The organism is Alcanivorax sp. VBW004 (assembly GCF_009718865.1).
Lineage (GTDB): Bacteria > Pseudomonadota > Gammaproteobacteria > Pseudomonadales > Alcanivoracaceae > Alcanivorax.
The window spans coordinates 2,170,847-2,194,981 of the sequence record NZ_WNHC01000001.1 but is presented as its reverse complement, the minus strand read 5'-3'; the positions used below and the strand labels follow the sequence as shown (position 1 = coordinate 2,194,981).

The 24,135-nt window shown below is 55.0% G+C and carries 20 protein-coding genes and 1 pseudogene; 3 read left to right on the top strand and 18 right to left on the bottom strand.

Going from position 1 to position 24,135, the window contains the following annotated elements; translation table 11 throughout:
- The first annotated feature begins 213 nt into the window (after positions 1-213).
- The 3 genes from F1529_RS10080 to F1529_RS10070 are packed head-to-tail and all read left to right on the top strand — an operon-like array spanning position 214 to position 3,185.
- Positions 214-1,500 (top strand): exopolysaccharide biosynthesis polyprenyl glycosylphosphotransferase, encoded by a 1,287-nt coding sequence (locus F1529_RS10080; RefSeq protein ID WP_155134356.1) that lies wholly within the window; start codon positions 214-216, stop codon positions 1,498-1,500.
- The gene (locus tag F1529_RS10075; RefSeq protein WP_155134353.1) at positions 1,500-2,378 is read left to right on the top strand and encodes a glycosyltransferase family 2 protein; all 879 of its coding nucleotides are present in this window, start codon (positions 1,500-1,502) and stop codon (positions 2,376-2,378) included. The genes F1529_RS10080 and F1529_RS10075 overlap by 1 nt, the downstream gene beginning before the upstream one ends.
- 3 nt (positions 2,379-2,381) lie before the next feature.
- Complete coding sequence (locus F1529_RS10070) at positions 2,382-3,185, top strand: glycosyltransferase family 2 protein (RefSeq protein WP_155134350.1); 804 nt, start codon at positions 2,382-2,384, stop codon at positions 3,183-3,185.
- A 26-nt stretch (positions 3,186-3,211) separates the two neighbouring features.
- Here the strand turns inward: F1529_RS10070 and galE are convergent, their stop codons facing one another.
- The 18 genes and pseudogenes from galE to F1529_RS09980 form a co-directional block, all read right to left on the bottom strand.
- Positions 3,212-4,228, bottom strand: coding sequence for a UDP-glucose 4-epimerase GalE (gene galE / locus F1529_RS10065; protein ID WP_155134347.1), 1,017 nt, complete (start codon positions 4,226-4,228; stop codon positions 3,212-3,214).
- A 144-nt stretch (positions 4,229-4,372) separates the two neighbouring features.
- Positions 4,373-5,752, bottom strand: a complete 1,380-nt coding sequence (locus F1529_RS10060) for a phosphomannomutase/phosphoglucomutase (protein WP_155134344.1) — start codon at positions 5,750-5,752, stop codon at positions 4,373-4,375.
- Between the two features lie 153 nt (positions 5,753-5,905).
- Entirely contained in the window at positions 5,906-6,448 is a 543-nt protein-coding gene (gene rfbC / locus F1529_RS10055) for a dTDP-4-dehydrorhamnose 3,5-epimerase (RefSeq protein ID WP_155134341.1), read from the bottom strand.
- 98 nt (positions 6,449-6,546) lie between these two features.
- On the bottom strand, positions 6,547-8,187 hold the full coding sequence (gene pgi, locus F1529_RS10050) for a glucose-6-phosphate isomerase (RefSeq protein ID WP_155134338.1): 1,641 nt from the start codon (positions 8,185-8,187) through the stop codon (positions 6,547-6,549).
- Between the two features lie 2 nt (positions 8,188-8,189).
- Positions 8,190-9,467, bottom strand: a complete 1,278-nt coding sequence (locus F1529_RS10045) for a UDP-glucose/GDP-mannose dehydrogenase family protein (RefSeq protein ID WP_155134335.1) — start codon at positions 9,465-9,467, stop codon at positions 8,190-8,192.
- A 176-nt stretch (positions 9,468-9,643) separates the two neighbouring features.
- Positions 9,644-10,537, bottom strand: coding sequence for a UTP--glucose-1-phosphate uridylyltransferase (locus F1529_RS10040; RefSeq protein WP_155134331.1), 894 nt, complete (start codon positions 10,535-10,537; stop codon positions 9,644-9,646).
- A complete protein-coding gene (locus tag F1529_RS10035; RefSeq protein ID WP_155134328.1) occupies positions 10,530-10,895 on the bottom strand; it encodes a VanZ family protein in 366 nt (121 codons plus the stop codon). The genes F1529_RS10040 and F1529_RS10035 overlap by 8 nt, the downstream gene beginning before the upstream one ends.
- 10 nt (positions 10,896-10,905) lie before the next feature.
- Positions 10,906-12,072 (bottom strand): nucleotide sugar dehydrogenase, encoded by a 1,167-nt coding sequence (locus F1529_RS10030; protein ID WP_155134325.1) that lies wholly within the window; start codon positions 12,070-12,072, stop codon positions 10,906-10,908.
- 293 nt (positions 12,073-12,365) lie between these two features.
- Entirely contained in the window at positions 12,366-12,983 is a 618-nt protein-coding gene (gene cysC, locus F1529_RS10025) for an adenylyl-sulfate kinase (protein WP_155134322.1), read from the bottom strand.
- Positions 12,984-13,040: 57 nt separating this feature from the next.
- Positions 13,041-13,381, bottom strand: a pseudogene (locus F1529_RS10020) (four helix bundle protein).
- An 87-nt stretch (positions 13,382-13,468) separates the two neighbouring features.
- On the bottom strand, positions 13,469-15,241 hold the full coding sequence (locus tag F1529_RS10015; RefSeq protein WP_155134319.1) for an SLC13 family permease: 1,773 nt from the start codon (positions 15,239-15,241) through the stop codon (positions 13,469-13,471).
- A gap of 274 nt (positions 15,242-15,515) precedes the next feature.
- Positions 15,516-17,471 (bottom strand): nucleoside-diphosphate sugar epimerase/dehydratase, encoded by a 1,956-nt coding sequence (locus F1529_RS10010; protein ID WP_230457758.1) that lies wholly within the window; start codon positions 17,469-17,471, stop codon positions 15,516-15,518.
- Positions 17,472-17,883: 412 nt separating this feature from the next.
- On the bottom strand, positions 17,884-19,206 hold the full coding sequence (locus F1529_RS10005; RefSeq protein WP_155134316.1) for an O-antigen ligase: 1,323 nt from the start codon (positions 19,204-19,206) through the stop codon (positions 17,884-17,886).
- 184 nt (positions 19,207-19,390) lie between these two features.
- Positions 19,391-20,587: a DegT/DnrJ/EryC1/StrS aminotransferase family protein gene (locus F1529_RS10000; protein ID WP_155134313.1), complete on the bottom strand. Its 1,197-nt coding sequence runs from the start codon at positions 20,585-20,587 to the stop codon at positions 19,391-19,393.
- Positions 20,588-20,604: 17 nt separating this feature from the next.
- Entirely contained in the window at positions 20,605-21,222 is a 618-nt protein-coding gene (locus tag F1529_RS09995; protein WP_155134310.1) for an acetyltransferase, read from the bottom strand.
- Positions 21,219-21,812: a sugar transferase gene (locus F1529_RS09990; protein ID WP_155134307.1), complete on the bottom strand. Its 594-nt coding sequence runs from the start codon at positions 21,810-21,812 to the stop codon at positions 21,219-21,221. The genes F1529_RS09995 and F1529_RS09990 overlap by 4 nt, the downstream gene beginning before the upstream one ends.
- Positions 21,813-21,825: 13 nt before the next feature.
- A complete protein-coding gene (locus tag F1529_RS09985; protein ID WP_155134304.1) occupies positions 21,826-22,956 on the bottom strand; it encodes a glycosyltransferase family 4 protein in 1,131 nt (376 codons plus the stop codon).
- Complete coding sequence (locus tag F1529_RS09980) at positions 22,953-24,134, bottom strand: hypothetical protein (RefSeq protein ID WP_370457001.1); 1,182 nt, start codon at positions 24,132-24,134, stop codon at positions 22,953-22,955. The genes F1529_RS09985 and F1529_RS09980 overlap by 4 nt, the downstream gene beginning before the upstream one ends.
- Position 24,135 lies beyond the last annotated feature (1 nt).

Sequence of the window (24,135 nt, the reverse complement as noted above, 5' to 3'; positions counted from 1 at the left end):
GGAAGCCCATGCCGGCATAGCGGAGCCGCCATCAAACGACGTATAAACTCCCGTCAAACTGCAACCCCGCCCCCCATGAAAAAACCTTCCCGCTCCAACCCCGGCCCTACGAATTGTGGATAGCTTTCAGCATGGTAGAATATCCCTCTCGCCTGATTGTTGCCTATAACACGGAGACAGGCTTTGACACTGCCCCCCCATAATGAGCTAAGCATGCACCAGGATCCCAGCGCCATCTCGCCATCACGCCACAATCGCTGGTATGAGCGAATCCTTCTGAATCCGGTGATTGGCCATTTGCTGGCATTGGCAGCCATCATTCCCTGTGCGCAGTTCATCAGCTACCAAGCTTGGATCCAGAATGACAACCAGGCAATTACCTTGGGGCTGCTTGCGGCTTGTTACATCATCAGCATTTATCTGGGCAGGAATATTGCCAAGTTCGCAGGGGGCAAGGCGGTATCGCATATGCTGGGCACCTGCCTGGTTGCAGTGGCACTGGTCATCGCCTTGGTATTACTCCTCAGAATCGAATACGCACGCACATCACTGTTTTTGGGTGTCGTCATTCTGCTGGCGACCCAAGTGCTGGCCGTGATTATCAACCGCCGCTTTCGCAGTCTGAAACTGGCCTTCATCCCCTCAGAAGCCATTGAACAACTGCTGCCCCGAAATGCCAGGAACCTTGAGTTTCGGGTGCTGGAAACGCCGTCACTTGGTGACACACGCTTTGATGGCATTGTTGTCGATATGGATGCGGATCTAGAAGACGAATGGATCCGATTCATCAGTCACTGCAACATCTCCGGCATGCCCGTATTCAATGCCCGCAAGGTCACGGAAACACTGGATGGAAAGGTCAACCTTACCACCCTGCAGAGCACCGACCTGGCAAACCTGCAGCCGCAGCCGGTCTACCTGGCCGCCAAACGCGCCTTTGATATCCTGATGACGCTGCTGGTAGCCCCACTGCTGCTTCCGGTGTGCCTAATCGTGGCCGGCCTGGTTCGCCTCGATTCCCCCGGCCCGGCCCTGTTTGTCCAGCACCGCATCGGTAAAGGCAACCGCGTATTTCGCATGTATAAATTCCGCTCCATGCGTCCCCATGATGACGACAACCTTGTCCCACAGTTTGCAGATCAGGATGCACATCGAATCACACGACTTGGCGCCTTCATTCGTAAATTTCGCATTGACGAATTACCGCAGTTCTTCAATGTACTGAAAGGCGACATGAGCCTGATCGGCCCACGCCCCGAACAACCCGGCTTTGTGGAAAAATTCGAGGACGAAGTCCCCTATTACAGTTACCGCCATATCGTTCGCCCCGGCATCACCGGCTGGGCGCAGGTGAACCATGGCTACGCCACCAACACTGAAAGCACTCGAGAAAAAGTGGAGCACGACTTCTACTACATCAAGAATCTGTCCCCGACGCTGGATTTCCTGGTCACCATGCGCACCCTCAAAACCATCGCCACCGGTTTTGGTGCCATGTGATGGCAAAAACCATACCAAGAATCAGCATCATCATTCCCATCTTCCAACACTGGGAACTCACCGTTGTTCTTTTTGATGCCCTGCGCGCACAAACCCTGAGCAAAGAGCTCTGGGAGTGCTTTATTGTTGATAACGGCTCCGATCAGGTGCCCGATCAAAGCGAACTGCCCGATTTTGTGACGTTACTGGAGTGCCCGACACCAGGCTCCTATGCAGCACGTAACAAGGGCCTGCAACACGCGCAGGGAGAGTTGCTGGTATTTACCGATGCAGACTGCAAGCCACAGCAAGAGTGGCTGGAATTGCTCTGGCGGGCCTATCAGGAACAGGAGCAACCACAACTAATCGCTGGTGCTGTCACCGTAAAACGCTTCCACAATGGCAAGCCCAATCCGATTGAAGTCTATGACATGGCGATGGGGCTTCCTCAGGCTCGTTATGTTCGACGAGGCTATGCCGTTACCGCGAACCTTTCTATTCCACGCCAAGTATTTGATACGATAGGCACGTTTGATGAGCAGCGCTTCTCCGGGGGTGACGCGGAATTTTGTCAAAGGGCTGCAGTCGAGGGCTTTCCTTTGGCCTACTTGCCTGCCGCCGAAGTCCTGCACCCAGCCAGGGACAGCTGGCAGGAACTTATTACCAAACTGAAACGCCAGAAAGGCGGCCAAGTTCGTTCCGGCCCGGCACCCCGGCGGGCAAAGTTCATCCTCAAAACACTAATCCCTCCCGTTTGGCTTTTCTGGTATGCCTTGCGTAACCCAAAAATCACCGCAAGACAAAAAGCCACGGTACTACGCGTACAGACACTGCTTTGGCTCATCGAACTTGCAGAAACAGTCAGACTGTTGGCTAACGGCAAGCTGGAAAGACGATAAGCCATGCAAGAGCCTCTCGTTTCCGTGATTACACCGTGCTTCAACGCTTCCCTCACCCTGCCCAAGACCGTGGAGTCGATCCTCGCCCAGACTTTCACCGACTGGGAACTGATGCTGGTGGACGACTGCTCACCGGATGATACGTGCGACAAAGCCCAAGCTTATTGTGATGCGGACACTCGCATTCATCTAATCCGACAACTGGAAAATGGCGGCGCTGCAATTGCCCGAAATGCAGGTATCGAGCGTGCCAAAGGGCGCTACATTGCTTTCCTCGATGCTGATGACAGCTGGCACCCGAATAAACTGGAGCGCCAATTAGAGTTGATGCAAAGCAACAACTGGCCGCTATCATTTACCAGCTATGCCCGAGTTGATGAGAACGGCAACCTGATAAGCCTTGTCGGTGTCCCGGAGACCATCACCTACAGAGAGCTGCTCAAAACCAATGTCATCGGCTGCTCCACCGCGATGTACGATACGGCCGTCGTTGGCAAGGTATTCATGCCTGATATGCGCAAGCGACAAGACTTCGGACTTTGGCTGAAAATTCTCAAGCTCACGTCAAAAGGATTTGGAATCAACAGCGAGCCGTTAACGACGTATCGAGTCATGGGCAACTCGCTATCGTCAAACAAGGGAAAAACTGCCGGTTATAACTGGCAGCTTTATCGAAAGGAAGAAGGGTTATCACTAGTCCTCGCCAGCTACTACTTTGCTAACTACGCACTTCGAGGAGTACTTAGAAGCAAGCTTCCTGCTCTGGCAAGATGGCTGGGCTGGCTTCATTCCCCGGAAGTGAAATAAATCCATCTGAGAAGTAGAAGAGTGAATTATCCCTTGTAGCCGTCAGGGTTTCTCTCTTGCCAATGCCAATGATCCCTGCACATTTCATCCACGCCGCGAGTCGCTTGCCAATTGAGGGCGGCCTGGGCATGCGACGGGTCAGCAAAACACTGCGCAACATCTCCTGCACGGCGGCCCACAATGTCATAAGGCACATCCCTGCCTGACGTATTGGCAAACGCCGAAATCATCTCCAAAACACTGTAGCCACGTCCAGTACCAAGATTCGTGGTAAACATTCCGGGGCTTGATTCCAGCGCCTGCAGTGCAGCCAGGTGGCCAGCGGCTAGATCCATGACATGAATATAATCTCGCACCCCTGTGCCATCCGAAGTCGGGTAATCGCCACCAAACACTCTCAATTTTTCACGCTTTCCAACCGCAACCTGGGCAATAAAAGGCATCAGGTTGCTGGGAATACCGTTGGGATCTTCGCCAATTTCTCCGCTCTCGTGGGCTCCCACTGGATTGAAATAGCGTAGTATCGCCAGCCCCCAGTTGCTATCAGATCGATAAAGGTCACGTAACATATCCTCGATATGCAATTTGCTTGCCCCATACGGGTTAGTGGAGCTCAAGGGAAAGTCTTCACGAATAGGTACAGAGGCTGGGTCACCATAAACAGTGGCAGAAGAACTGAACACCAGTCGCTTTACACCAGCACGCTCCATAGCCTCCAGCAAACGAATGGAGCCAACCACATTACAGTCATAATAACGCAGCGGCTGGTCAACAGACTCACCCACCGCTTTCAGGCCTGCGAAGTGGATCACCGCAGTGATTTTGTGCTCACCAAATAGTTGATCTAGGCAAACGTTATCGCGGATATCACCTTTGATGAAAGTCAGCTCACGGCCAGCCAGCTTCTGCACCCGCAGCAGGCTTTCCTCACTGCTGTTGGAAAGGTTATCCAGCACGACAACATCATTCCCAGCCTCAAGCAATAACAAGACAGTATGAGAACCGATATATCCAGCCCCACCAGTAACAAGCACTTTCTTCATTGATGTCATCCTGATCTGATATACGCCCTAGAGCCGGGGACATTTTACCACAGGAGTTTACCTGCAAGCGGAACCCCACTTTCAAGCACCGTCCAGGTTACTCAGCGACTTGGCTGATCGCTTGCGGGCAAGCTCCTACAGTTTTCAACCAACTGCCGACATGGCTTTGGCCACATTATCTTCAAACAGGCTGCGAATTCGGGCCAAAGCGCCCTTATTATCCGCTTCAAACCGCAGCACCAGCTTTGGCGAGGTATTCGACGCCCGACACAGACCCCAGCCATCCGCATAATCCATGCGAATACCGTCAATCACCCGACGCTCCCCCTCTCCAAATTCTGCCTGATTTTGAAGATACGCCACAATGGCGAACTTATTTTCTTCCGTAACATTAATATTGATTTCTGGCGTAGTGCACAGTGCGGGATAACGGCTGAAGAGTGCACCCGCATCGCCCTCAGATCGACTGATAATTGCCAGAATCCGGGCGGCAGCCACCAGCGCATCATCAAAGCCATACCAATCTTCCGCAAAGAAAATATGGCCGCTCATCTCACCAGCCAGCAAGGCCCCGGTTTCCTTCATCCGTGCCTTGATAAGGGAATGGCCAGTCTGCCACATTTCCGGCTCACCGCCAGCGTGACGAATCACATCGAACAGCGACCCCGTGCATTTCACATCAAAGATCACCTTCGCACCGGGGTTACGGCTCACCATGTCCTCGGCTAGGGCCATCAATAGAATATCCGGGTAGACCACCTCGCCTGCCGGCGTAACCACCCCTACCCGGTCTCCATCACCGTCAAACGCCAACCCCAGATCTGCTTTTTCTGACTTCACGGCGGCAATCAGGTCAACCAGATTTTTCATATCACCCGGATCCGGGTGGTGATTGGGGAAGGTGCCATCTACCTCGGTGAAAAGTGGCACCACTTCACACCCCAGGGCAGCAAGGGCTTGAGGAGCCTGCACGCCGGTAATGCCATTACCGCAATCCACTACTACCTTCATCGGGCGCGTCAGCGAGTGAGCGGCCAGAAACGCCTGTTGATACGCTTCCAGCACATCACACCCCCGATAGCTCCCCCGCTGCTCTGACGTCTCCAGGTCACCCTCAATAATCCGCTTACGCAACGCCTGGATACGGTCACCTGACAAGGTAGTGCCATCAATCACGATCTTGAACCCGTTGTAATTGCCGGGGTTATGGCTTCCAGTCAGCATTACACCGGAATTGAGCCCCTCGAGATGGTATGTCGCGAAGTAGAGGCCCGGGGTGGGCACCATACCCACATCCACCACATCGCAGCCTGTAGCCCTTATACCGTCACTCAGCGCCTTTACCAGCGCCGGCCCCGACAATCGGCCATCCCGCGCAACCGCAATAGCAGTTTGCCCGTGTGACAGTACTTCCGAGCCGATGCTTCGTCCGATCAGATATGCCCATTCATCGGTCAGCGTGTCTTCGTAAATACCGCGGATGTCATAGGCTCGGAAAATTGAGGCGGGAATGGGGGTACTCATTAGGGAAATCATCCTGATAACTGGCCGAATGCTTAAGGCGCCATCATACGTGAAATGCGTTGGAATCGCAGGCCGCAGAGACTCATGCCTCATGCCAGTCCTATGGTGGCCCCACAAATGCTGAACACTCGACAAAGGCGCCGCCAAAGATACTCAGCCTGGCAGTTTGGCTTCAGCCAATGAACGCCCCTGAGCGTCCTTTTCGGATAGCCGCACAGGCCCTTCCTGAGGCCAACGAATAGCTAGTTCGGGATCAGCCCAGTGGATACACTTCTCCGAAGCCGAGGAATAGAATTCGGTGCACTTATACTGGATCTCTGCGACATCACTGAGCACAAGAAAGCCATGAGCAAAGCCCGGAGGAATCCAGATTTGGGCTTTGTTGTCACCAGACAGATAGGTCCCGACCCACTGAAAACGGGTGGGCGCCCCCATCCGCAGATCAACAGCCACATCAAAAACCTCTCCCCGGCTACAACGCACCAGTTTCCCCTGAGGTTGATCAAGCTGGTAATGCAACCCACGCAGCGTGTGCCTGACCGAAAGGCTATGATTATCCTGAACAAAATCTGCCGATATCCCGGCCTCTGCAAACGCACGAGCATTCCAGCTTTCCATGAAAAAACCACGTGAGTCGCCAAAGACCTCAGGCTGGATCAGTTTGACATCAGGAATGCGGGTAGCAGTGATCAGCATGTAAGCTCATCCTCATTAAGGTGCACCGGGCACCCAAAAGGGGTTGCTGGCCAGGGCGCGGCCGGAGAAGACATACACTCTCAATCTTTCCAGGAAAGTCATTGCTGCTTTCTGGAAACGTGCCGGGCCAGGGCCAAAGTGGAAGCATCCAGACCAGCTGTCGAGCTCGGGTCAGCCAGCACCTCAAGCATATCGGTGGCGATCACCTTACCCATCTCTACCCCCCACTGATCAAAGGGATTAATCCCCCAGATAACAGCCTGTACAAACACCTTGTGTTCATACATGGCAAGCAACGCTCCCAACACACGAGGAGAAAGCTCATCCAGGACCAGAGTGGTACTAGGCTGATTACCGTGATAACGCTTATAGGATGGCAACGCCAGCGAGGGATCCAGGGCTTTCTCACCCAATGCCAGCAAACGAGACTGAGCCAGGCAATTGGCATTCGACAAGGCATGCTGACTTTCCAGCTCACACGCAGACGCGGAATGCACGGACTCAGTGTAGCGTTTGGCGGTCATCAGAAACTCGCAGGCAATAGTCTGGGTTCCCTGATGCAGCAGCTGGAAAAAAGCATGCTGGGCATTTGTGCCCACCTCGCCCCAGATCACCGGGCAGGTGTCATAATCCAGCGGCTTCCCGGAGCGGGAAACGCTCTTGCCGTTGGACTCCATCTCAAGCTGCTCAAGATAGGCAGGCAGGTGCTTGAGACGCCCGTCGTAAGGCAGCACGGCCCGAGCCCTGATGTCGAGGAAATTAATATTCCAGACATCCACCAGCGCCAGCATGACCGGAATATTGGTCTCCCAGGGTCGGGTACGGCAATGCTCATCCATCTCATGGGCGCCGGCCAGCATCTCCCTGAATCCTGCCATGCCTACCGTCAGCGCAATCGGCAAACCGATGGCAGACCAGAGCGAGTAACGCCCCCCCACCCAGTCCCAGAAAAGCAGCTGGTTGTCCGGCGTGATGCCCCACTCGACCATACGCTCGGCATTGGCGGAAATGCCGATGAAATGACAGCGTAATAATGCCCCATCGTCGCAATCCAGTCCCAGCCCCCGAGCCAGCCACTGCCTTGCAGTCCGGGCATTATGCAGTGTGTCGACGGTAGTAAAGGATTTTGAGGACACCAGGAACAGAGTTGTCCTCGGATTCAGCTCCTGCAGTATCTGGGAAACCTGACTGCCATCCATCGAGGAAGCGAAGTGAATACGGGGGCGACACAATTCTTCAGGAGGAAGACAAGACTGCAAGGCAAAGGCAGCCATCAAGGGGCCTAGATCCGATCCCCCCACGCCCACATTAACCACATCCGTGATGGCATCACCCAGCACGCCCCGCCAATGGCCCTTGAGGATACGATCCGCCATACCCTCCATGGCACCCAGCTGCTCATGCACGCCCGGCGCCTTGTCCACAGGCTCACGCAGGCACCAGTGCTTGGCGGCGCGGCCCTCGGTACAGTTCACCTCGGCACCAGCAAACAACGCATCCATCCAGTGTCTTAGCTGGCGCTCATCAGCAAGCTTAACCAGCAGATCCCGGCTCTCGTCAGTAAGGCGCTGCTTGCTGAAATCCGCCAGCAACCCAGCGTCTTCGAGGCTGAAACGACCAAAACGGCCCTGATCCGACGCGAAAAGATCTGCCAGATGCAGGAATTTTTCCTGTTCGGCACGCTGTGCCAGCTGTGACCAGATCGTACTGATAGTGAGAACGTCCTGTTCCGGAACCATGATTAACGCCCTATCCCTCTATACACTAGCCCCTGTTCACTGACAAAGGCAGGCTCATAAATATTGCGGCCATCCAGGATCAACGGCTCGCGCATGGCGCGTTTCAGCCGCTGCCAGTCCGGGCTCCAGTAAGGCTTCCACTCCGTGATCAACATCAGCGCATCTGCCCCTTGAACAGCTTCATACGGGTCGTCGCACAGGGTCAGCGCACCCCGCCCCTGGGCCCAGCTTTCCAGATCCGGCAGCGCCTTGGGATCATGGGCCGTGACCTCTACCCCCTGAGCCCACAGAGCTTCAATCACTTTCAACGCAGGCGCATTGTCTACGCGATGGGTGCCGGGCTTGAACGCCACCCCCCACAGCGCCACCTTCTTTCCTGCCACATTGCCCTGATGGAACTGCCAGAACTTGCGGAACAGCACTTCCTTCTGGCGCTCATTGGTCTGCAGCACACGCTCAAGCAGACCCGGCTCCGCGGCCCGCTCATTCAATGCGTCCACCAGCGCCAGCACGTTGCTGCTCAGGCCCGGGCCACCAAAACCGCAGCCTGGATACAGGTAGGCCTCGCCAATGCGCGGGTCGGCCCCCATGGCCACTCGCACCACATCAATATCGACACCCAACGATTCGGACAAGCTGGCCATGTCATTCATATAGCTGATACGGGTAGCCAGGATCCCACTGATGGCCAGCTTGGCGAACTCCGCCTCTCGCAGGCTCATCACCTGAATCACGTCCTTGCGACGGTTGAAGGGACGCAACAGCTCCCGCACCAATGCCTCACCCTCGCCGTCGTCACAGCCCAGCAAAATGCTGTCCGGGCGAGTAAACGTCTGGAAGGCATTCCCTTCCTGAATCAAATCAGGCAGAGCGACCAAGACAGCATCGGGATCAATCTGTTTGGCGATGTCGCGCAGCAACTCGGCAGAGCCCACCGGCCCCACGGTCTGGTTAACAATCACCCCACATCCATGGGAGTGCACCAGACTCTTTATCAATTCCTCGGCCACACCGCGTTGGCCCGGTTGCAAGGCCAGGAAAACAGCACTTGCCCCCTCCGGCGGCACATCCTCCCAGAAACACGTCGTCAGACGGCCGCTTTCCAGTTGGTCCGCAAAAAGGCGATCCAGCCCCTGCTCACGAAACAGCGGACCTCCTTGGGCAAGTCGCTCGCGAGACGCGGGCTCCACCACACACCAGTTAACCTGATGCCCCGTCTGCGCCATGGCCGTGGCCGTCACCTGAGCACACAAGGTGTCGCCGTATACCGTTATATGCATACTTTCCTTCCGTTTTGCTGCCCTGTAGGAGCCCACGCCCCTACGCGGGAGCGACCTACAGGCGAAACCCCAAGCACTTCGCCTGCAAACAGCAGCAGCCTTCTACAAATCCAGTTCCCTGCCCACAAGCGCCGGTCATGCCTTTGACTTCCCTTTCAACTTTAAACTTTAAACTTTCAACTCGCTCCTGCTTCGCCTAACTCCGCCGCCATCATTGCTCGCACCTGCTCGCCCAGCTCCGGGTGCCGGGCCGCATAATGGAAAACAGCCTGCAAATAGCCGGCCTTGTTACCACAGTCAAACGTTCGGCCGCGCATGGCATAGGCTTCCACCGGCGCACGTTGCATCAAAGTCGCAATGGCATCAGTCAGCTGAATCTCATTACCTGCACCCGGCGGGGTTTCGGCCAGAATCGCCATGATCTCCCCCGGCAGAACATACCGCCCCACTACGGACAAACGAGATGGCGCATCCTCAACAGCGGGCTTCTCGACCACCGCCGTCATGGCAGAAGATTCACCGGGTAACGGCACCCCACCTTTCAGTGCCACAATGCCATACTGATCCACACGCTCCGCAGGCACCTCTTCTACCATGATCTGCGCCGCACCACTGGTACCATAAGCCGCCACCATCAAGCCCAAGTCTTCAGCCTCACCCTCGCAGTCCACCAGCACATCCGGCAGCAGCACCGCGAACGGCTCATACCCCACCACCGGCGCCGCACAGGCCACAGCGTGCCCCAAGCCCAACGCACGGTGCTGGCGCACCGAAATCACACTCACATCATCAGGCAGGATATCGCGCACCTCGGCCAGCAGCGCGTCCTTGCCTTTCTCGGCCAATTGCTGCTCCAGCTCAAACTGGGTGTCGAAGTAGTCCTCAATCGCCGTCTTGGCAGAATGAGATACTAGGATAATTTCCTTGATGCCGGCTCTAACCGCTTCCTTGACCACATACTCAATGGCAGGGCGGTCGACAATAGGCAGCATCTCCTTGGGAATCGACTTTGACGCCGGCAACATCCGCGAACCGAATCCCGCCACCGGTAACACCGCTTTTCTAACCATTACTCCCTCTTTTCAAGAGCTGTCTGCCTAGCCACAATATTAACAGCCCAATAATCGAGCCAACCGCATTGCCAGCCACATCACTCCAAGTGGTTGAGCGGTATGGAATCCAAAGCTGAACCAGTTCAATCAGGCCACCCAGCAGCATCACCAAGACAAACACCCAAGAGGGAGATGCCCAACTCCAACCTAACAATAGTGCTATCAAGGCACAAAAGAATACGTGGGCATAGGCATCAATACCGCCCAGTGACAGGGCTTTGCTTACTGTCTCTCTCATCTCACCCGGCAACATCGCACCACACATAAACAACAGGGTGATGACAGCCAGCAGGAAAACTCGCCAGACTCTACCCATAACGCATCACTCAGTCGCTGCCAAACAGATCCCGGGTGTAAACCTTCTCAGCACAGGGAGCCAGCTCCTCAACCATCCGGTTGGATACAATCACATCACAACCGGATGTAAATGTGTCAAAATTCCGGATAACCTCCGAATTGAAAAAGGAATCTTCTGCTAACGCTGGTTCGTACACCACCACTTCAACTCCTTTGGCCTTGAGGCGCTTCATCACCCCCTGAATGGACGAGGCCCGAAAGTTATCCGATCCAGCCTTCATCACCAGTCGATAAATCCCTACTCGCTTGGGCCCCCTTCGCAAGATATCTTCAGCAACGAAATCCTTACGGGTACGGTTGGCATCCACGATCGCCTGGATCATGTTGTTGGGCACATCAGAATAATTAGCCAGCAGCTGCTTGGTGTCTTTCGGAAGGCAGTAGCCACCGTACCCAAATGAAGGATTGTTGTAGTGGTCACCAATGCGCGGATCCAGACAGACCCCATCGATTATCTGCCGGGTATCAAGACCATGGGAAGCCGCATAGCTGTCCAGTTCGTTGAAGTAGGCCACGCGCATGGCCAGGTAGGTATTGGCGAATAGTTTGATAGCCTCAGCTTCAGTGGAATTGGCAAAAAGCGTTGGCACATCGTCAATGATTGCCCCTTGCGAAAGCAGACCGGCAAAGGTTTTTGCCAGGTCGCAATGCCCACCGACAATGATTCGCGAAGGGTACAGGTTGTCGTAAAGGGCCTTTCCCTCCCGAAGAAACTCGGGGGAAAACAGAATGTTCTCTCCCCCGAACTGCTGTCGGAGAGAGGCGGTATAGCCCACCGGCACGGTAGATTTGATAATAATGGTCGCGGAAGGATTGATCTCAAGCACATCACCGATCACCGCCTCGACCGTGCGCGTGTTGAAATAGTTGGTTTGCGGGTCGTAATCGGTCGGCGTCGCCACTACCACGAAGTCAGCGCCCTCAAAGGCTTCCTGCTTGTCTGTCGTCGCTTGCAGATCCAGCGCTTTGCCCGCCAGATACTCCTCGATCAGTGCGTCCTCAATGGGCGAAATTCCGTTCCGGATCTTCTCCACCTTGGCCGCATCAATATCCAGCGCAACCACCGTATTGTGCTGGGCCAGCAACACCGCATTGGAAAGCCCCACATAACCGGTTCCGGCTACCGCAATCTTCATTCTCGACCCCAACAGTCAGACTACAGCCCGGCCATCCAAGCCGGACAAGAAAAAGCAGCCCAGTATACAACCCAAGCGCCCCAACCAACACCGTCTCAACTGCAATCTAACGACCGCAGCACAAAGGGAACAGGCAAGCTGCCCTGTGGAAAATTTCGCTTGCAAAATCAATGGCTAATAATCGCTGCTTTACTGCGGAAGCTTACTGCAAGGAATTTCATCGAAGCCGCCCCTCACCACTTACAGATAAACTTCAGCAGTCATCCTGACCTATCGCTTGATGCATCAAGAACTCAAACAATCGCAGCGATCAGTTGCTTCACACAGGCTTCAATATCGTTTTCAGCGGTATTCACCACCAGCTCCGGCTTAGCCGGGGCTTCGTAAGGGCTATCGATACCGGTGAATTCCTTGATAATGCCCTGGCGCGCTTTCTGGTACAGGCCTTTGGGGTCGCGCTTCTCGCACTCTTCCAGTGGCGCGTCCACAAACACTTCCACGAACTCGCCATCTTCGAACAACTCACGGGCGGCATCACGGTCCGCCCGGAACGGGCTGATGAAGGCGGTGACAACAATAAGGCCTGCATCCACCATCAGCTTGGCCACTTCAGACACCCGGCGGATGTTCTCGGTGCGGTCTTCATCGCTCATGCCCAAGTTCTTGTTCAGGCCGTGGCGCACGTTATCGCCGTCCAGCAAATAAGTGTGCTGGCCCTGCTCGGTCAGTGCCACTTCCAGCGCATTCGCCAGTGTAGATTTACCGGAACCGGACAGACCCGTCAGCCAGATACACTTCGGCTTCTGGCCCTTAACCTTCGCGCGGTCTGCCTTGGACACATTAGACTCATGCCATACGACATGGGCCTTGGATTCGTTTGCTTTTTCCTGGTATGGGGATTTCTCAGACATGCGATATTCCTTAGTTTCAAGTTGCGAGTTACGAGCCGCGAGTTACGAAAAGCAACTTCAACACTCATCCAATTGCCGCCTGATGCCATGAATCAGCGCACCAAGCATTCTGGAAAGTTGATCCGTCTCCGAAAGCCATTGGCCTGCAATGTCTTCATCGATGTAATCAATTTCAGTTCCAATATGTATCTGGGTTCTTAGTTCGCCGACCGAACCTTTTGCATAACTCCAGAACCTCCCTCTATCTTTGAGAGATAGCCGTTCATAGCCTCCGCAATATTGCTGGGCACAGACAGGGCAGACCTTGTTATCTGGTCCTTGAAGCCAAAATCACGACACTCACGAAAGTGCCGATACATTTGAATACATAGGGACGTTGACCGGCGCCATACTTCCATTTCTTCGAACCGCATCCTTACTCCTTACCAGGACATCCTTGTCCAAGCATTAGTATTTCGAAACTCGCAACTCGAATCTCGAAACTTTCAAAATCCCCAAACCATCGGAATAACCGTCAGGCTAATCACCGCCACCACCACACTCATCGGAAACCCGATCTTCAGATAATCACTGAACGTGTAGCCACCTGGGCCCATGACCATCAAGTTGGTCTGGTAACCCAGCGGGGTCATAAAGCTGGCAGAGGCGGCGAACATGACCGCGACGATGAAGGGCATGGGGCTAACGCCCAGTTGTTCCGCCACACCGATGGCGATGGGAAAAACCAATACGGCAGCGGCATTGTTGGTGATCATTTCGGTGAACACGGCTGTGAGCAGGTAAATAATCACTAGCGCCATAAAGGGCGACAAACCGCCGTCCGGGATCACCTGTTCCACAATCCAGGCGGCCGCGCCGCTGGACTCCATGGCTTTGCCTAACGCAAAAGAGGCGCCGATCACCACCAACACCGGCAAGTTCACACTCACGTTCATCCGCGAGCGGTTCACGGTGACACAACGCAGCGCGATCATCAGCCCGGCTGCGAACATGGCCGCCTCCAGGGTCGAGGCCAGCCCCAACACATTCGCCATCACCATGGCCACCAACACTGCCACTGCCTGCGGCGCACGGCGAAAGTCCGGGGGCGTGGAATCCTTCAACGGGCTCACCAGCATGAAATCGCGACGATACTGGTACTGCTCGACAAACTGCTGACTGGTTTCCAGCAGCAGGGTATCCCCCACCTTCAAACACTGCTCGCCCACCTTGCCGGGCACACGCTTCCCATTGCGGCTGATACTCAAAATCGCTGCCTGATAACGGGTGCGAAACCCCGTTTCCTTCACAGAACGACCAATACCCGGAAATTCCGGGCTCAGTACCACTTCCACAAGATGGCGTTGGTGGTTATTCAGGCCCAGCTTGTGCGCACCACCATGGGCGGCCTGTAAACCGTTAATGCGTTGCAGCTCCCGCGCGCACTCCGGCACCCCGACAAACGCCAGTAAATCGCCTTCCTGCAGCGTCATTTCCGGACCAACCGCCGTAAACAGGCGTTCATCACGCTGAATATCGGTCAAAAAGCCATAGGTCAGGTTCCGCAGCCCCCCGTCCTGGATAGTACGCCCTGCCAGCGGGCTGCCTTTCGCGACCAGCATCTCGACGTGGTACTCACGGGCATCTTCCCACTGCGACGCCATACTGGCCCGGTTCGGCAACAAAAAGCGGCTGATTAACAACATGAATGCCGCACCACCCAGCAACACCGGCACACCCACCCAGGCCACATCGAAAATGCCGAATGCCGGCAGGCCTTTTTCCTGTACCAAACCGTCCACCACCAGATTGGTGCTCGTGCCGATAAGCGTACAGGTGCCGCCGAGAATAGCCGCATAACTCAGCGGTAACAGCAGTTTGGAGGCAGACAACCGTAAGCGTTGCGCCCATTCCTGCACCGCAGGAATCATCATGGCCACAACGGTGGTGTTATTGAGAAAGGCACTCAGAATGGAAGCGGGCGCGATCAAACGGAACTGACTGGAAAGTACCGACTTGGGCTGCCCTAGCAACCGGTGCGCCACCCAATAAATGGCCCCGGTATCCCGCAAGGCGGCTGCCACCACGTACAGCGCAGCAATAGTCATCAGGCCCGGGTTGGCAAAACCAGAGAGAGCCTCTCCTGGAGAAATAATGCCTGTGATCAACACCAGAACAAGTGCTGCCATCATGGTCATATCCGCAGGCACACGGTTACTGACCAGTGCCCCCAGCACAGCCAACACAATCAGCAGTGTTATCAGTATGTCCACGGTCATTCGGTCAACCACACAAGCCAAGACGCCACGTGAGAAATCCCGCAGCAAAAGGGCATTTTACAGGGCAAAGGGAATATAAAAAGGGAGGGCTTAGTCAAATTTACTATAAGCAAAAAACAACACCCACAGAATAATGTCGGATTACGGCTACGCCTAATTCGACCTACGGAACTCACCATCAAGGGGTTTGCATCGCGGTGGAACCACCGCTCCCACAACGTGTAGTTTGGTAGGTCGGGTTAGCCTAAAGGCGTAACCCGACAATCAGGCAAGACTATTCTGCCATGCTCGCCGTTTTCGCCACCATCGCCGGCAATTCGCGGCTTGGGGCGCTTTGCGGCGACTCGATACTCGCCCCACCGGGCTCGTAGCCATTCACATAGCTGCGCAGCAAGGCGCGCAGGGCATCCTGGTCAGCGCGAGCCAATCCCTTGCGGAACGCCTCCAGAGCAAAATAAATTTCATCCCATTCAAGCTTTTCTTCATGGGCCTGCATAATCATCTCGTGCTCGGTTCGCGTACTGCAGTCACCAATCAGCAGCTCTTCATAGAGCTTCTCACCCGGACGCAGACCGGAAAAGGCAATATCGATATCGCCGTCCGGATTATTGTCATCCCGCACGGACATACCCATCAAATGCACCATGGTGCGGGCCAAGTCCACAATCCGCACCGGCTCACCCATATCCAGCACAAACACCTCGCCGCCCCGGGCCATGGCGCCGGCCTGAATCACCAGCTGGGAAGCTTCCGGAATAGTCATGAAATAACGAATTACATCCGGATGGGTCACCGTCACCGGCCCGCCCTTCTGAATCTGATCACGGAACAGGGGCACCACGGAGCCGGAAGACCCCAGCACGTTGCCAAAACGGACCATGGAAAACACCGTTTCCGAGCCCCGCGCGGCAATGGCCTGAAGCACCAGTTCAGCAAAACGCTTGGTGGCCCCCATCACATTGGTAGGGCGCACCGCCTTGTCGGTAGACACCAGGATAAAATGCTTCACATGGGCCGCTTCCGCGCCTAAGGCTGCTTCCAGCGTCCCCAGAATATTATTGCGCACACCTGCAGCTGGATTCGCCTCCACAATCGGCACATGCTTGTAAGCCGCCGCGTGGTACACAGTGTCGACTCGGTTTTCACGGCACAGGCGCTCCATCAGTCCACGATTCACCACCGAGCCCAACACCGCCTCAACCTCGATATCTCTGCCCAGGCTAGTCAGTGCTGCCCGCAATTCCTTCTCAATGGCATACAGGCCAAACTCGCTTTGATCCAGCAGCACCAATCGGGAGGGATTCAGTTTGAGGATTTGACGACACAGCTCACTACCAATGGAACCCGCAGCCCCAGTCACCAAAACATGCTTACCGCTGATACAGCGCGACAGTAAATCCGTACGGGGCGGCACCGCATCACGGCCCAGCAAGTCATCAATGGAGACTTCCTTGATTTCCTCAAGGCGCGCCTTGCCGCTGGCAATATCAGCAAACGAAGGCACCGTTTGCACATGCACATTCAGCGTTTCCAGCCAACGCACCACCGCCATACGCGTGGCACGGCTTTCAGAAGGCAGTGCCAAAAGCACAGTCCGGATCACACCTCGCTCAACGGCCTTTTCAAGCTTGCGGCGACTGACTACCGGCACGCCGCAAAGCAGCGTACCCTGTTTGCCTGGCGCATCATCCACAATCATCAGCGGGTGTAACTCCGCCGTGGAAAGCAGGCCAGACACCAACTGAGCGCCAGCACCGCCGGCACCAAAAACAGCCACTGACTCACTGGCAATACGCTTACCCAAAACGTTGTAAAGAAAGCGGCGCATCATGAAACGGCTGCCGCCCAGGTAGAGCACCAACAACGCCCAGAAGATGATAAAGACAGAACGGGGCGTCGACGCCGACACCATATAGGAGGAAGCAGCCAGCAATACCACGGAAAACGTCACGCCAGCCAAAATAGACCACGCCACCTCTGCACCGAGGTAACGCACAATCGAGCGGTAAAAGCCAAAGGCGTACAAGGCAGGCAATAGCACCATGGGCCCGGCCACAAGCAACCAGAGGTCAGCAACGTCTGGCGTTGCCGAATTCAGGCGCAGCCCATAAGCCAGCCACAGCAGCAAAGGCGCCGCCAGCGCATCCGCACTCAGCATAATCAAGCGCTTAGCCGCACGAGACAGTGATACCATCTGATGCACGGGGGAATACAGATACTTGTTCGTCATAACAGGTCCATCCATGCGACCACAGGGGCGACTAATACGGCAAAGTCCCTCTTAGCCATACGTCTGTGACTTTCGTCACACTAATTAGCCGGAGGAGCATTATAGGCCGTTCCTCAGGATATCCAACGGGTAAAAAGCACTAATTTAGGTGCAATCTAGTCATAAACCGTGACAATTAAGCGACAAATGGCAACCACAGTCAGTGACGCTGCCTCGTAATCGTGAATCTTTTTCAATCTGTTGCAAACGAACGCTCCGCGGCAACCCGGTAGGTCGAATTAGTCTGAAGGACGTAATCCGACACTCATTCATCCATAGACCAAGCCAAGCACAGCTATGACAGACGCACTCACTTGCCAAGTCCCTTGTCGGATTACGCCTTCAGGCTAATTCGACCTACAAACCACACCATCTACTCGTAAGTCGTGTTTACCCAAGGGCACAGAGAGGCCGAAGGCCGTAACCCGGCATCGCCCTGACACTCAGCCGCCTGTTTGAGCAGGCACCAACAGGCCACCATTAGGCCCAGGAAACCAGACAATCCCCGGGCGTCCCGCAACATGGACTGGCTGAGTCCAAACCCGACAAAGGCCACCACAATCAGCACACCACACAGCGCAAAAGCCTGCACCTCACTGTTCCCCGCCTTTGCGCCCTGCCGCCAATAGCGCCAGAAAAGCCATAGCGGCACCCCATACAATCCCAGCAATGACAACAACCCCAACAAACCGCGGCGCGCCAAGGTATCAATCATGTCGCTATGCAACTGATCATGAAGACTCACCCCTTGTGTAAAACGACCTTCAGCGACCCACTCATCCCGGCGCACCTCAAGCCTGCCCTCGCCCCAACCAAGCAACGGCTTTGCCTTGATCAGGAGCCAACCGGCCTCCCACATCTCCAAACGTATCCCCAGCGAGGAGTCCCGCTCTCCATCAACGTACTCCTCAAGATCTCCCACTCCCTGGCTGACACGATTCGATACCGACACCTGCGGCAATAGCGCGATCATCAACAGTGAAGACAACAAAAGCACAGACCAGACAGCAATGCCCTTGCGGGGCAGCATAAATGACGCAGCCCAACACAAAATCAGCGCCAATACAGGAAACACCACCCAGCCCCCTCGTGTACCGGATAACACCGAAGCCAGAAGCCCCGCGAACACGCCCAATACACACAGGACCCGTTTGCAGCCCGAGTATTCATGCCCAAATAATGCACGCGGATATACGAGTAGCACCAGTGAGAGCGTCGCCAGTAATAACGCAAGGTTCCCAAACGGGATCGGGTTCATCCCATTGTGTGCGCGCCCACCACCAAGCCAGAGAGACTCATAAGCAGCAATTCCGCCGGCCAACAGCGCGCCAACCAGCACCCCAAACCACCACGCTGTGGCTGTCGGTGGCACGCATCGCCATACCAGCAAAACCAGACCCGCCAGCAGTGGCCACACCGGCAGCCAGACACCCTGCCGCCCTTCTCCCACCGGCCACTGTCCAGTACGCCAGACGTCGCCTAGCCACACTGCAGAAAACAAGACCAGAACCGCCAGTATCAGGTAGTCATCAACAGCAAATGCCCCACTAAAACGCCGCCCCGAAAACAGCAGGCACAGCACTGCTGACGCCCCAGCGATGAGGGGAAGCACCGCATACGTAAAGTGGAACACCAGCAGAAAAGCCAGAAAAGAAAAAAGCAGAAAGCTCGCCGAGAACCGGCACAATCGAATCAAACACCCACCTCATCGGTAGGTCGAATTAGTCCGAAGGACGTAATCCGACATTCATCCATCCATAGATCGAACCAGGCATAGCCATGACCCGCTGCACTCACCTGCCAAGTTCATTGTCGGATTACGCCTTTAGGCTAATTCGACCTACAAACCACAAACACAAAGCAATCGCGCGTAGGTCGTGTTAGGCCGAAGGCCGTAACCCGACATCCGAACTCATCACCTTGCGCAACACCTCACAGGTCATATCAATCTCAACCTCAGTCAACGTCGGGTGCACCAAAAACATCAACGAACTTTCACCCAAGGCCTTGGCAACCGGCAACCGCTCCTGCGGCCCCAACCGAAGATCCGTAAACGCTTTTTCCCGATATACCTCCGAACAGGACCCTGAAAAACACGGCCCCCCTTCTGCGACAACGGCATTCATAATCCGGTCACGCACATCGGCTACAGGCTCATTAACAACAGCCTCATCCACAAACACATAACACTTGTAACCCGCATGGCCGATGCCTTCTGGCACCTCCGGCACACGCAACCCAGGCAGCGAGGCCGCCGTTTCCCAGATTGCACGGCAATTAGCCTGGCGTGCAGCGGTCCATTCGGGCATACGCTGCAACTGAATCCGACCAATAGCGGACTGCATTTCCGTCAACCGAAAATTAGTGCCTATCGACTCATGCAACCAACGGAAGCCGGGCGGATGCTCACGCTCATAAACGGCGTTCCAGCTTTTTCCGTGGTCTTTGAAGCTCCACATCTGGGACCACAAACCACGGTCATTGACCGTAACCATGCCACCTTCTCCACCGGTGGACATGATCTTGTCCTGGCAGAACGACCAGCAACCCACATGCCCCAGGCCGCCCACCGGTTTACCTTTATAGGTAGCACCGTGTGCTTGGGCACAGTCTTCGATCACGAACAAATCATGCTGCTCGGCCAATGCCATGAAACCATCCATGTCACAGGGCCAACCCGCCAGATGCACGCAAACGACCGCTTTGGTGTTCGGGGTAATCACGGCAGCGACAGTTTCAGGGGTAATGTTCTGGGTTTCCGGGTCCACATCAGCAAACACCGGCGTCGCCCCGGCATTAATTACGGAAGTAGCAGACGCAAGAAACGTCCGCGGCGTTACCACCACTTCGTCTCCTGCGCCAATACCTAAGCCCTGCAAGGCGAGATCCAGCGCCAAGGTGCCGTTGGCCACCGCGATGGCATACTCGGTACCGGCAAAGGCGGCGAATTCTCGCTCGAATTCACGCCCCTCCTGGCCCGTCCAGTAATTCACCTTATTGGAAAAGAGTACGCGAGACACCGCATCGGACTCTTCCTGGGTAAAGGAAGGCCAGGGCGAAAAAGGGCCATTAAGCATGGAAAACCTCAGAAAAATTATTGCGGGCGAGCAGGCGTACCCACCACCGTCAAACCATCTTGAATATCAGATACTACCGTGGCACCGGCGCCCACAGTCACAGCATTACCGATAGCAATGCATTGCTTAACCTGGCAACCGATCCCCAGCCATGAACCCTCACCTACAGTAACCTCACCGCCCAGTGCAACGGCTGGGCAGACATGGCTGTAATCGCCGATCACACAATCATGGTCAAGACTGGCGCAGGTATTGATAATAGCGCCACGTCCAACCCGCGCATCAACATTGATGACCGCACCCGCTACCACCAACACCCCCTCACCAATATCCGCAAAAGGGCTAATCACCGCAGAGGGATCCGTAAGGGTTGTCAACGCAAGGGAATCGGCAACCAGCCTTTCACTCCAGGTTCTACGATGCAGTGCATTGCCGATGGCAACAAAAAAAGCATCACAAACATGGCGGGATGCATTCTCAGGCACATCCACCACATCCCAGCGGCCAATGGAATAGGCACCCTTAGCAGCAACCCCATCAAAGAACACCACCTCTTCCCAGCCACAGCGCAACGCCGTATCCGCCACCACCTTGCCGTGGCCTCCGGCACCAATGATGCCAAGACGACGCTTCATTGATCTCTCCCGGTAAAGCGAGTCATGGTTGCTTCACCATCCTGGTTAATGTCATCCCGCTTCACCACCTTCCACACCGTCAGAAACAGGATCTTGATATCAAGCCACAAAGTACGGTTGTCCACATACCACACATCCAGTTCGAACTTCTCATTCCAAGAAAGGGCATTACGGCCATTGATCTGTGCCCAGCCAGTAATACCGGGGCGCACCTCATGGCGGCGACCCTGGCGCTCGGAATAGAGAGGCAGATAGTCCATCAGCAAAGGACGCGGCCCCACCAGGCTCATATCCCCCTTGAGGACATTCCACAGTTCCGGCAACTCATCCAGACTGCTGGAACGAAGGAACTGCCCAAACCCGGTAAGCCGGTCTACGTCCGGTAGTAGCTCACCATTGGAGCCGCAGTCATCGGTCATGGTACGGAACTTGGCCATCTCAAACGCCTGCCCAGCTTTACCTGGGCGAGTCTGCCGAAACAGCACCGGGCTACCCAGCTTGATTCTGACAAGCAAGGACAAAAACACAATGACTGGGGCCAGCAACAGCAAACCCGTCATGGCGCCTAAAATATCCATCAACCGCTTCATGTCAGCTCCATTTTCATGTCAGCTTCATTTCCCTGAGCATCACCGCGTTTACCTTGTGTACGTCGTACTTTTCTTCAGCGATAGTCCTTGAACGCGCCCCCATCAAAGCCACTGGCTCAGGCTGTTCTATCAGCCTGATCATGGCCTCAGCCAGCGAGTTAACGTCCTGCACCGGCACAAGATAGCCATTATCGCCATCCACCACGGTTTCACGGCACCCAGGGGCATCGGTAGTGATGACTGCCCGCCCCATGGCCATGGCCTCCAGCACGGTGCGAGGCGTCCCTTCACGATAGGAAGGCAACACATACACACCGCTTTCTGCAATTGCCGGACGAACATCCGCAAGCTTACCAAGGAACTCGAGGGTTCCTGCCGCTATCCAGCTATCCAGTTCCTGCTGACGAATCGCATCCGGATTATCATCAATCCAGCCCACCAGCCGGAACACCGCTTCAGGATACTGTGCTTTTACCAAGGCAGCAGCTTGTGCGTACTCGCGAACCCCCTTGTCTCCAAGCAGCCTAGCAATGAGAAGGAATGCCGGCGCCTCTGGCAAAGGCAACACTGCATATTCCGCCACATCGACACCTGATCCATTCACCACACGGGAAGGAATTGCCGGCTTCAATAGTTTCAACTGTCTGAACAAAGACTCATCATCCGGGTTCTGGAAAAACACCAGACGATTTCGAGACAAGGAAAACCTATACAGCTGCTGAATCAACACCCGCAGTACCTTACGCAAGCCTGTCGCCTCACCAGTAAAGGCATATCCCAAGCCGGTAATCAGAGCAAAACGGTTGGTTACCCCCGCCATCCAGGCAGCCAGGGAACCATAGATCACAGGCTTGATGGTATAGCTCAGTACATAGTCAACACGGATCTGGCGCATCAGTTTGCGCAGAGCAAACAAGGCAGAAAGATCCTTGAGCGGATTCATACCCGTCCGCTGGAGAGGAATATCGTAGGCCTGTACACCCAGTGCACTCAGCCGTGTAGCAATATCGGAATGGGGGTCAAGGCCAGGAACGGCCACATGCACGTGACAACCCGCAGCCAGCAAGGCCTCAATCAACGGCCCACGAAACTTGATAAGAGAGTCGGGAAAGCTGGCGACCAACAAGAAAACCGGCTTTGTCATCGCTTGGTCTCCTCCAAACTGGCCGACTCCGATTCAACAGGCAGCCGAGACCGACCCATCACCGAAATCAACAAAAAAATCAGCATCGGCGCAAACATCCACTTCTGACGCAGCGCAATGCCCAGGTTTGCGGTGGTCATCGCCAGAATCAGCCAGGCACCCAGCGAGTAAATCCACAAGAACATGCGGTTGTGGGCCAACAAGTGTGCAGGCAAAGGCTTCCTGATCAGCGCCCAGCCCCCAGCGACAAACAGGAAAAGCAGAATGGTATTATCCAGCGCTGCAGCCAGAGAAAAAAGGTTACGCACTTCGATCAGCGTGGGCCTGAACAGGTAGGTGAACATCTGAACGGGGGGGCTCATCCCGGAAATATCAACAGCACCGCCACCTTTCAGGTTATGGCCCTGCCGCCCTTCAATGTATTCCATGACATCACCGGCATCGGCGTCAGCGCCGACCCCAGCGTAACTCAGACCAATGGGAACAAGCGAGATCGCTAAAACCAAAGCACATGAACCCAGAACCACCCTCTGCTGTAGTGGAATGCCTTTTTGAAACACGAAAGAACCGGCGAGGCCAAGACCGAGCATTCCAGCCATATGCGGCCGAACGATGAGCATCACACACATGGCAGCGCCCAGTAATACCCACCGACGCCTCAAATTCAATGCGGCCCAAAGTGCCAATCCCATTGCGAAAAACGACAACGCATCCTTGCCCAACGCAGAAGACCAGAAGCTCACCGAAGGCAAAAATACAATACCCGTAGCTAATAGCCGCAAATTACGCGACTTATGCCACGTCACATCTCGCAAAGCCGCATCGAAAGCGATCAAGCCAATCGCCCCAAATATCTGAAATACCAGAAAGCAACCTAGCAATGAAAAATTAAAGCCCTGGGTCAAAAAAGAGGCCAGAAACCGTATTGCCGCGGTTCCAAACGAAAACCCCAGATCAGGAGCAAAACTATAATGGAAATACCCAATCGCATCGCCACCGTAATTGATGATGTAGAGAAAAGAGACTACCGAAAACAAGGAGTGCCAAAAATAGATGAGCAAAATTCGAGAAGACGAACAGCTAAAAGCGCGTCTCAGGGCGAGACAAATAATAGCCCCTAAGATGAGGACCAATAGAGATGAAACAAGCTGAATGGCAGAAGAGCCGAGATCACCCACA

Coding starts and splice junctions, on each gene's coding strand:
- F1529_RS10080 (WP_155134356.1), top strand. CDS start 214: ATGCACCAGGATCCCAGCGCCATCTCGCCATCACGCCACAATCGCTGG.
- F1529_RS10075 (WP_155134353.1), top strand. CDS start 1,500: ATGGCAAAAACCATACCAAGAATCAGCATCATCATTCCCATCTTCCAA.
- F1529_RS10070 (WP_155134350.1), top strand. CDS start 2,382: ATGCAAGAGCCTCTCGTTTCCGTGATTACACCGTGCTTCAACGCTTCC.
- galE (WP_155134347.1), bottom strand. CDS start 4,228: ATGAAGAAAGTGCTTGTTACTGGTGGGGCTGGATATATCGGTTCTCAT.
- F1529_RS10060 (WP_155134344.1), bottom strand. CDS start 5,752: ATGAGTACCCCCATTCCCGCCTCAATTTTCCGAGCCTATGACATCCGC.
- rfbC (WP_155134341.1), bottom strand. CDS start 6,448: ATGCTGATCACTGCTACCCGCATTCCTGATGTCAAACTGATCCAGCCT.
- pgi (WP_155134338.1), bottom strand. CDS start 8,187: ATGGTTCCGGAACAGGACGTTCTCACTATCAGTACGATCTGGTCACAG.
- F1529_RS10045 (WP_155134335.1), bottom strand. CDS start 9,467: ATGCATATAACGGTATACGGCGACACCTTGTGTGCTCAGGTGACGGCC.
- F1529_RS10040 (WP_155134331.1), bottom strand. CDS start 10,537: ATGGTTAGAAAAGCGGTGTTACCGGTGGCGGGATTCGGTTCGCGGATG.
- F1529_RS10035 (WP_155134328.1), bottom strand. CDS start 10,895: ATGGGTAGAGTCTGGCGAGTTTTCCTGCTGGCTGTCATCACCCTGTTG.
- F1529_RS10030 (WP_155134325.1), bottom strand. CDS start 12,072: ATGAAGATTGCGGTAGCCGGAACCGGTTATGTGGGGCTTTCCAATGCG.
- cysC (WP_155134322.1), bottom strand. CDS start 12,983: ATGTCTGAGAAATCCCCATACCAGGAAAAAGCAAACGAATCCAAGGCC.
- F1529_RS10015 (WP_155134319.1), bottom strand. CDS start 15,241: ATGACCGTGGACATACTGATAACACTGCTGATTGTGTTGGCTGTGCTG.
- F1529_RS10010 (WP_230457758.1), bottom strand. CDS start 17,471: ATGACGAACAAGTATCTGTATTCCCCCGTGCATCAGATGGTATCACTG.
- F1529_RS10000 (WP_155134313.1), bottom strand. CDS start 20,587: ATGCTTAATGGCCCTTTTTCGCCCTGGCCTTCCTTTACCCAGGAAGAG.
- F1529_RS09995 (WP_155134310.1), bottom strand. CDS start 21,222: ATGAAGCGTCGTCTTGGCATCATTGGTGCCGGAGGCCACGGCAAGGTG.
- F1529_RS09990 (WP_155134307.1), bottom strand. CDS start 21,812: ATGAAGCGGTTGATGGATATTTTAGGCGCCATGACGGGTTTGCTGTTG.
- F1529_RS09985 (WP_155134304.1), bottom strand. CDS start 22,956: ATGACAAAGCCGGTTTTCTTGTTGGTCGCCAGCTTTCCCGACTCTCTT.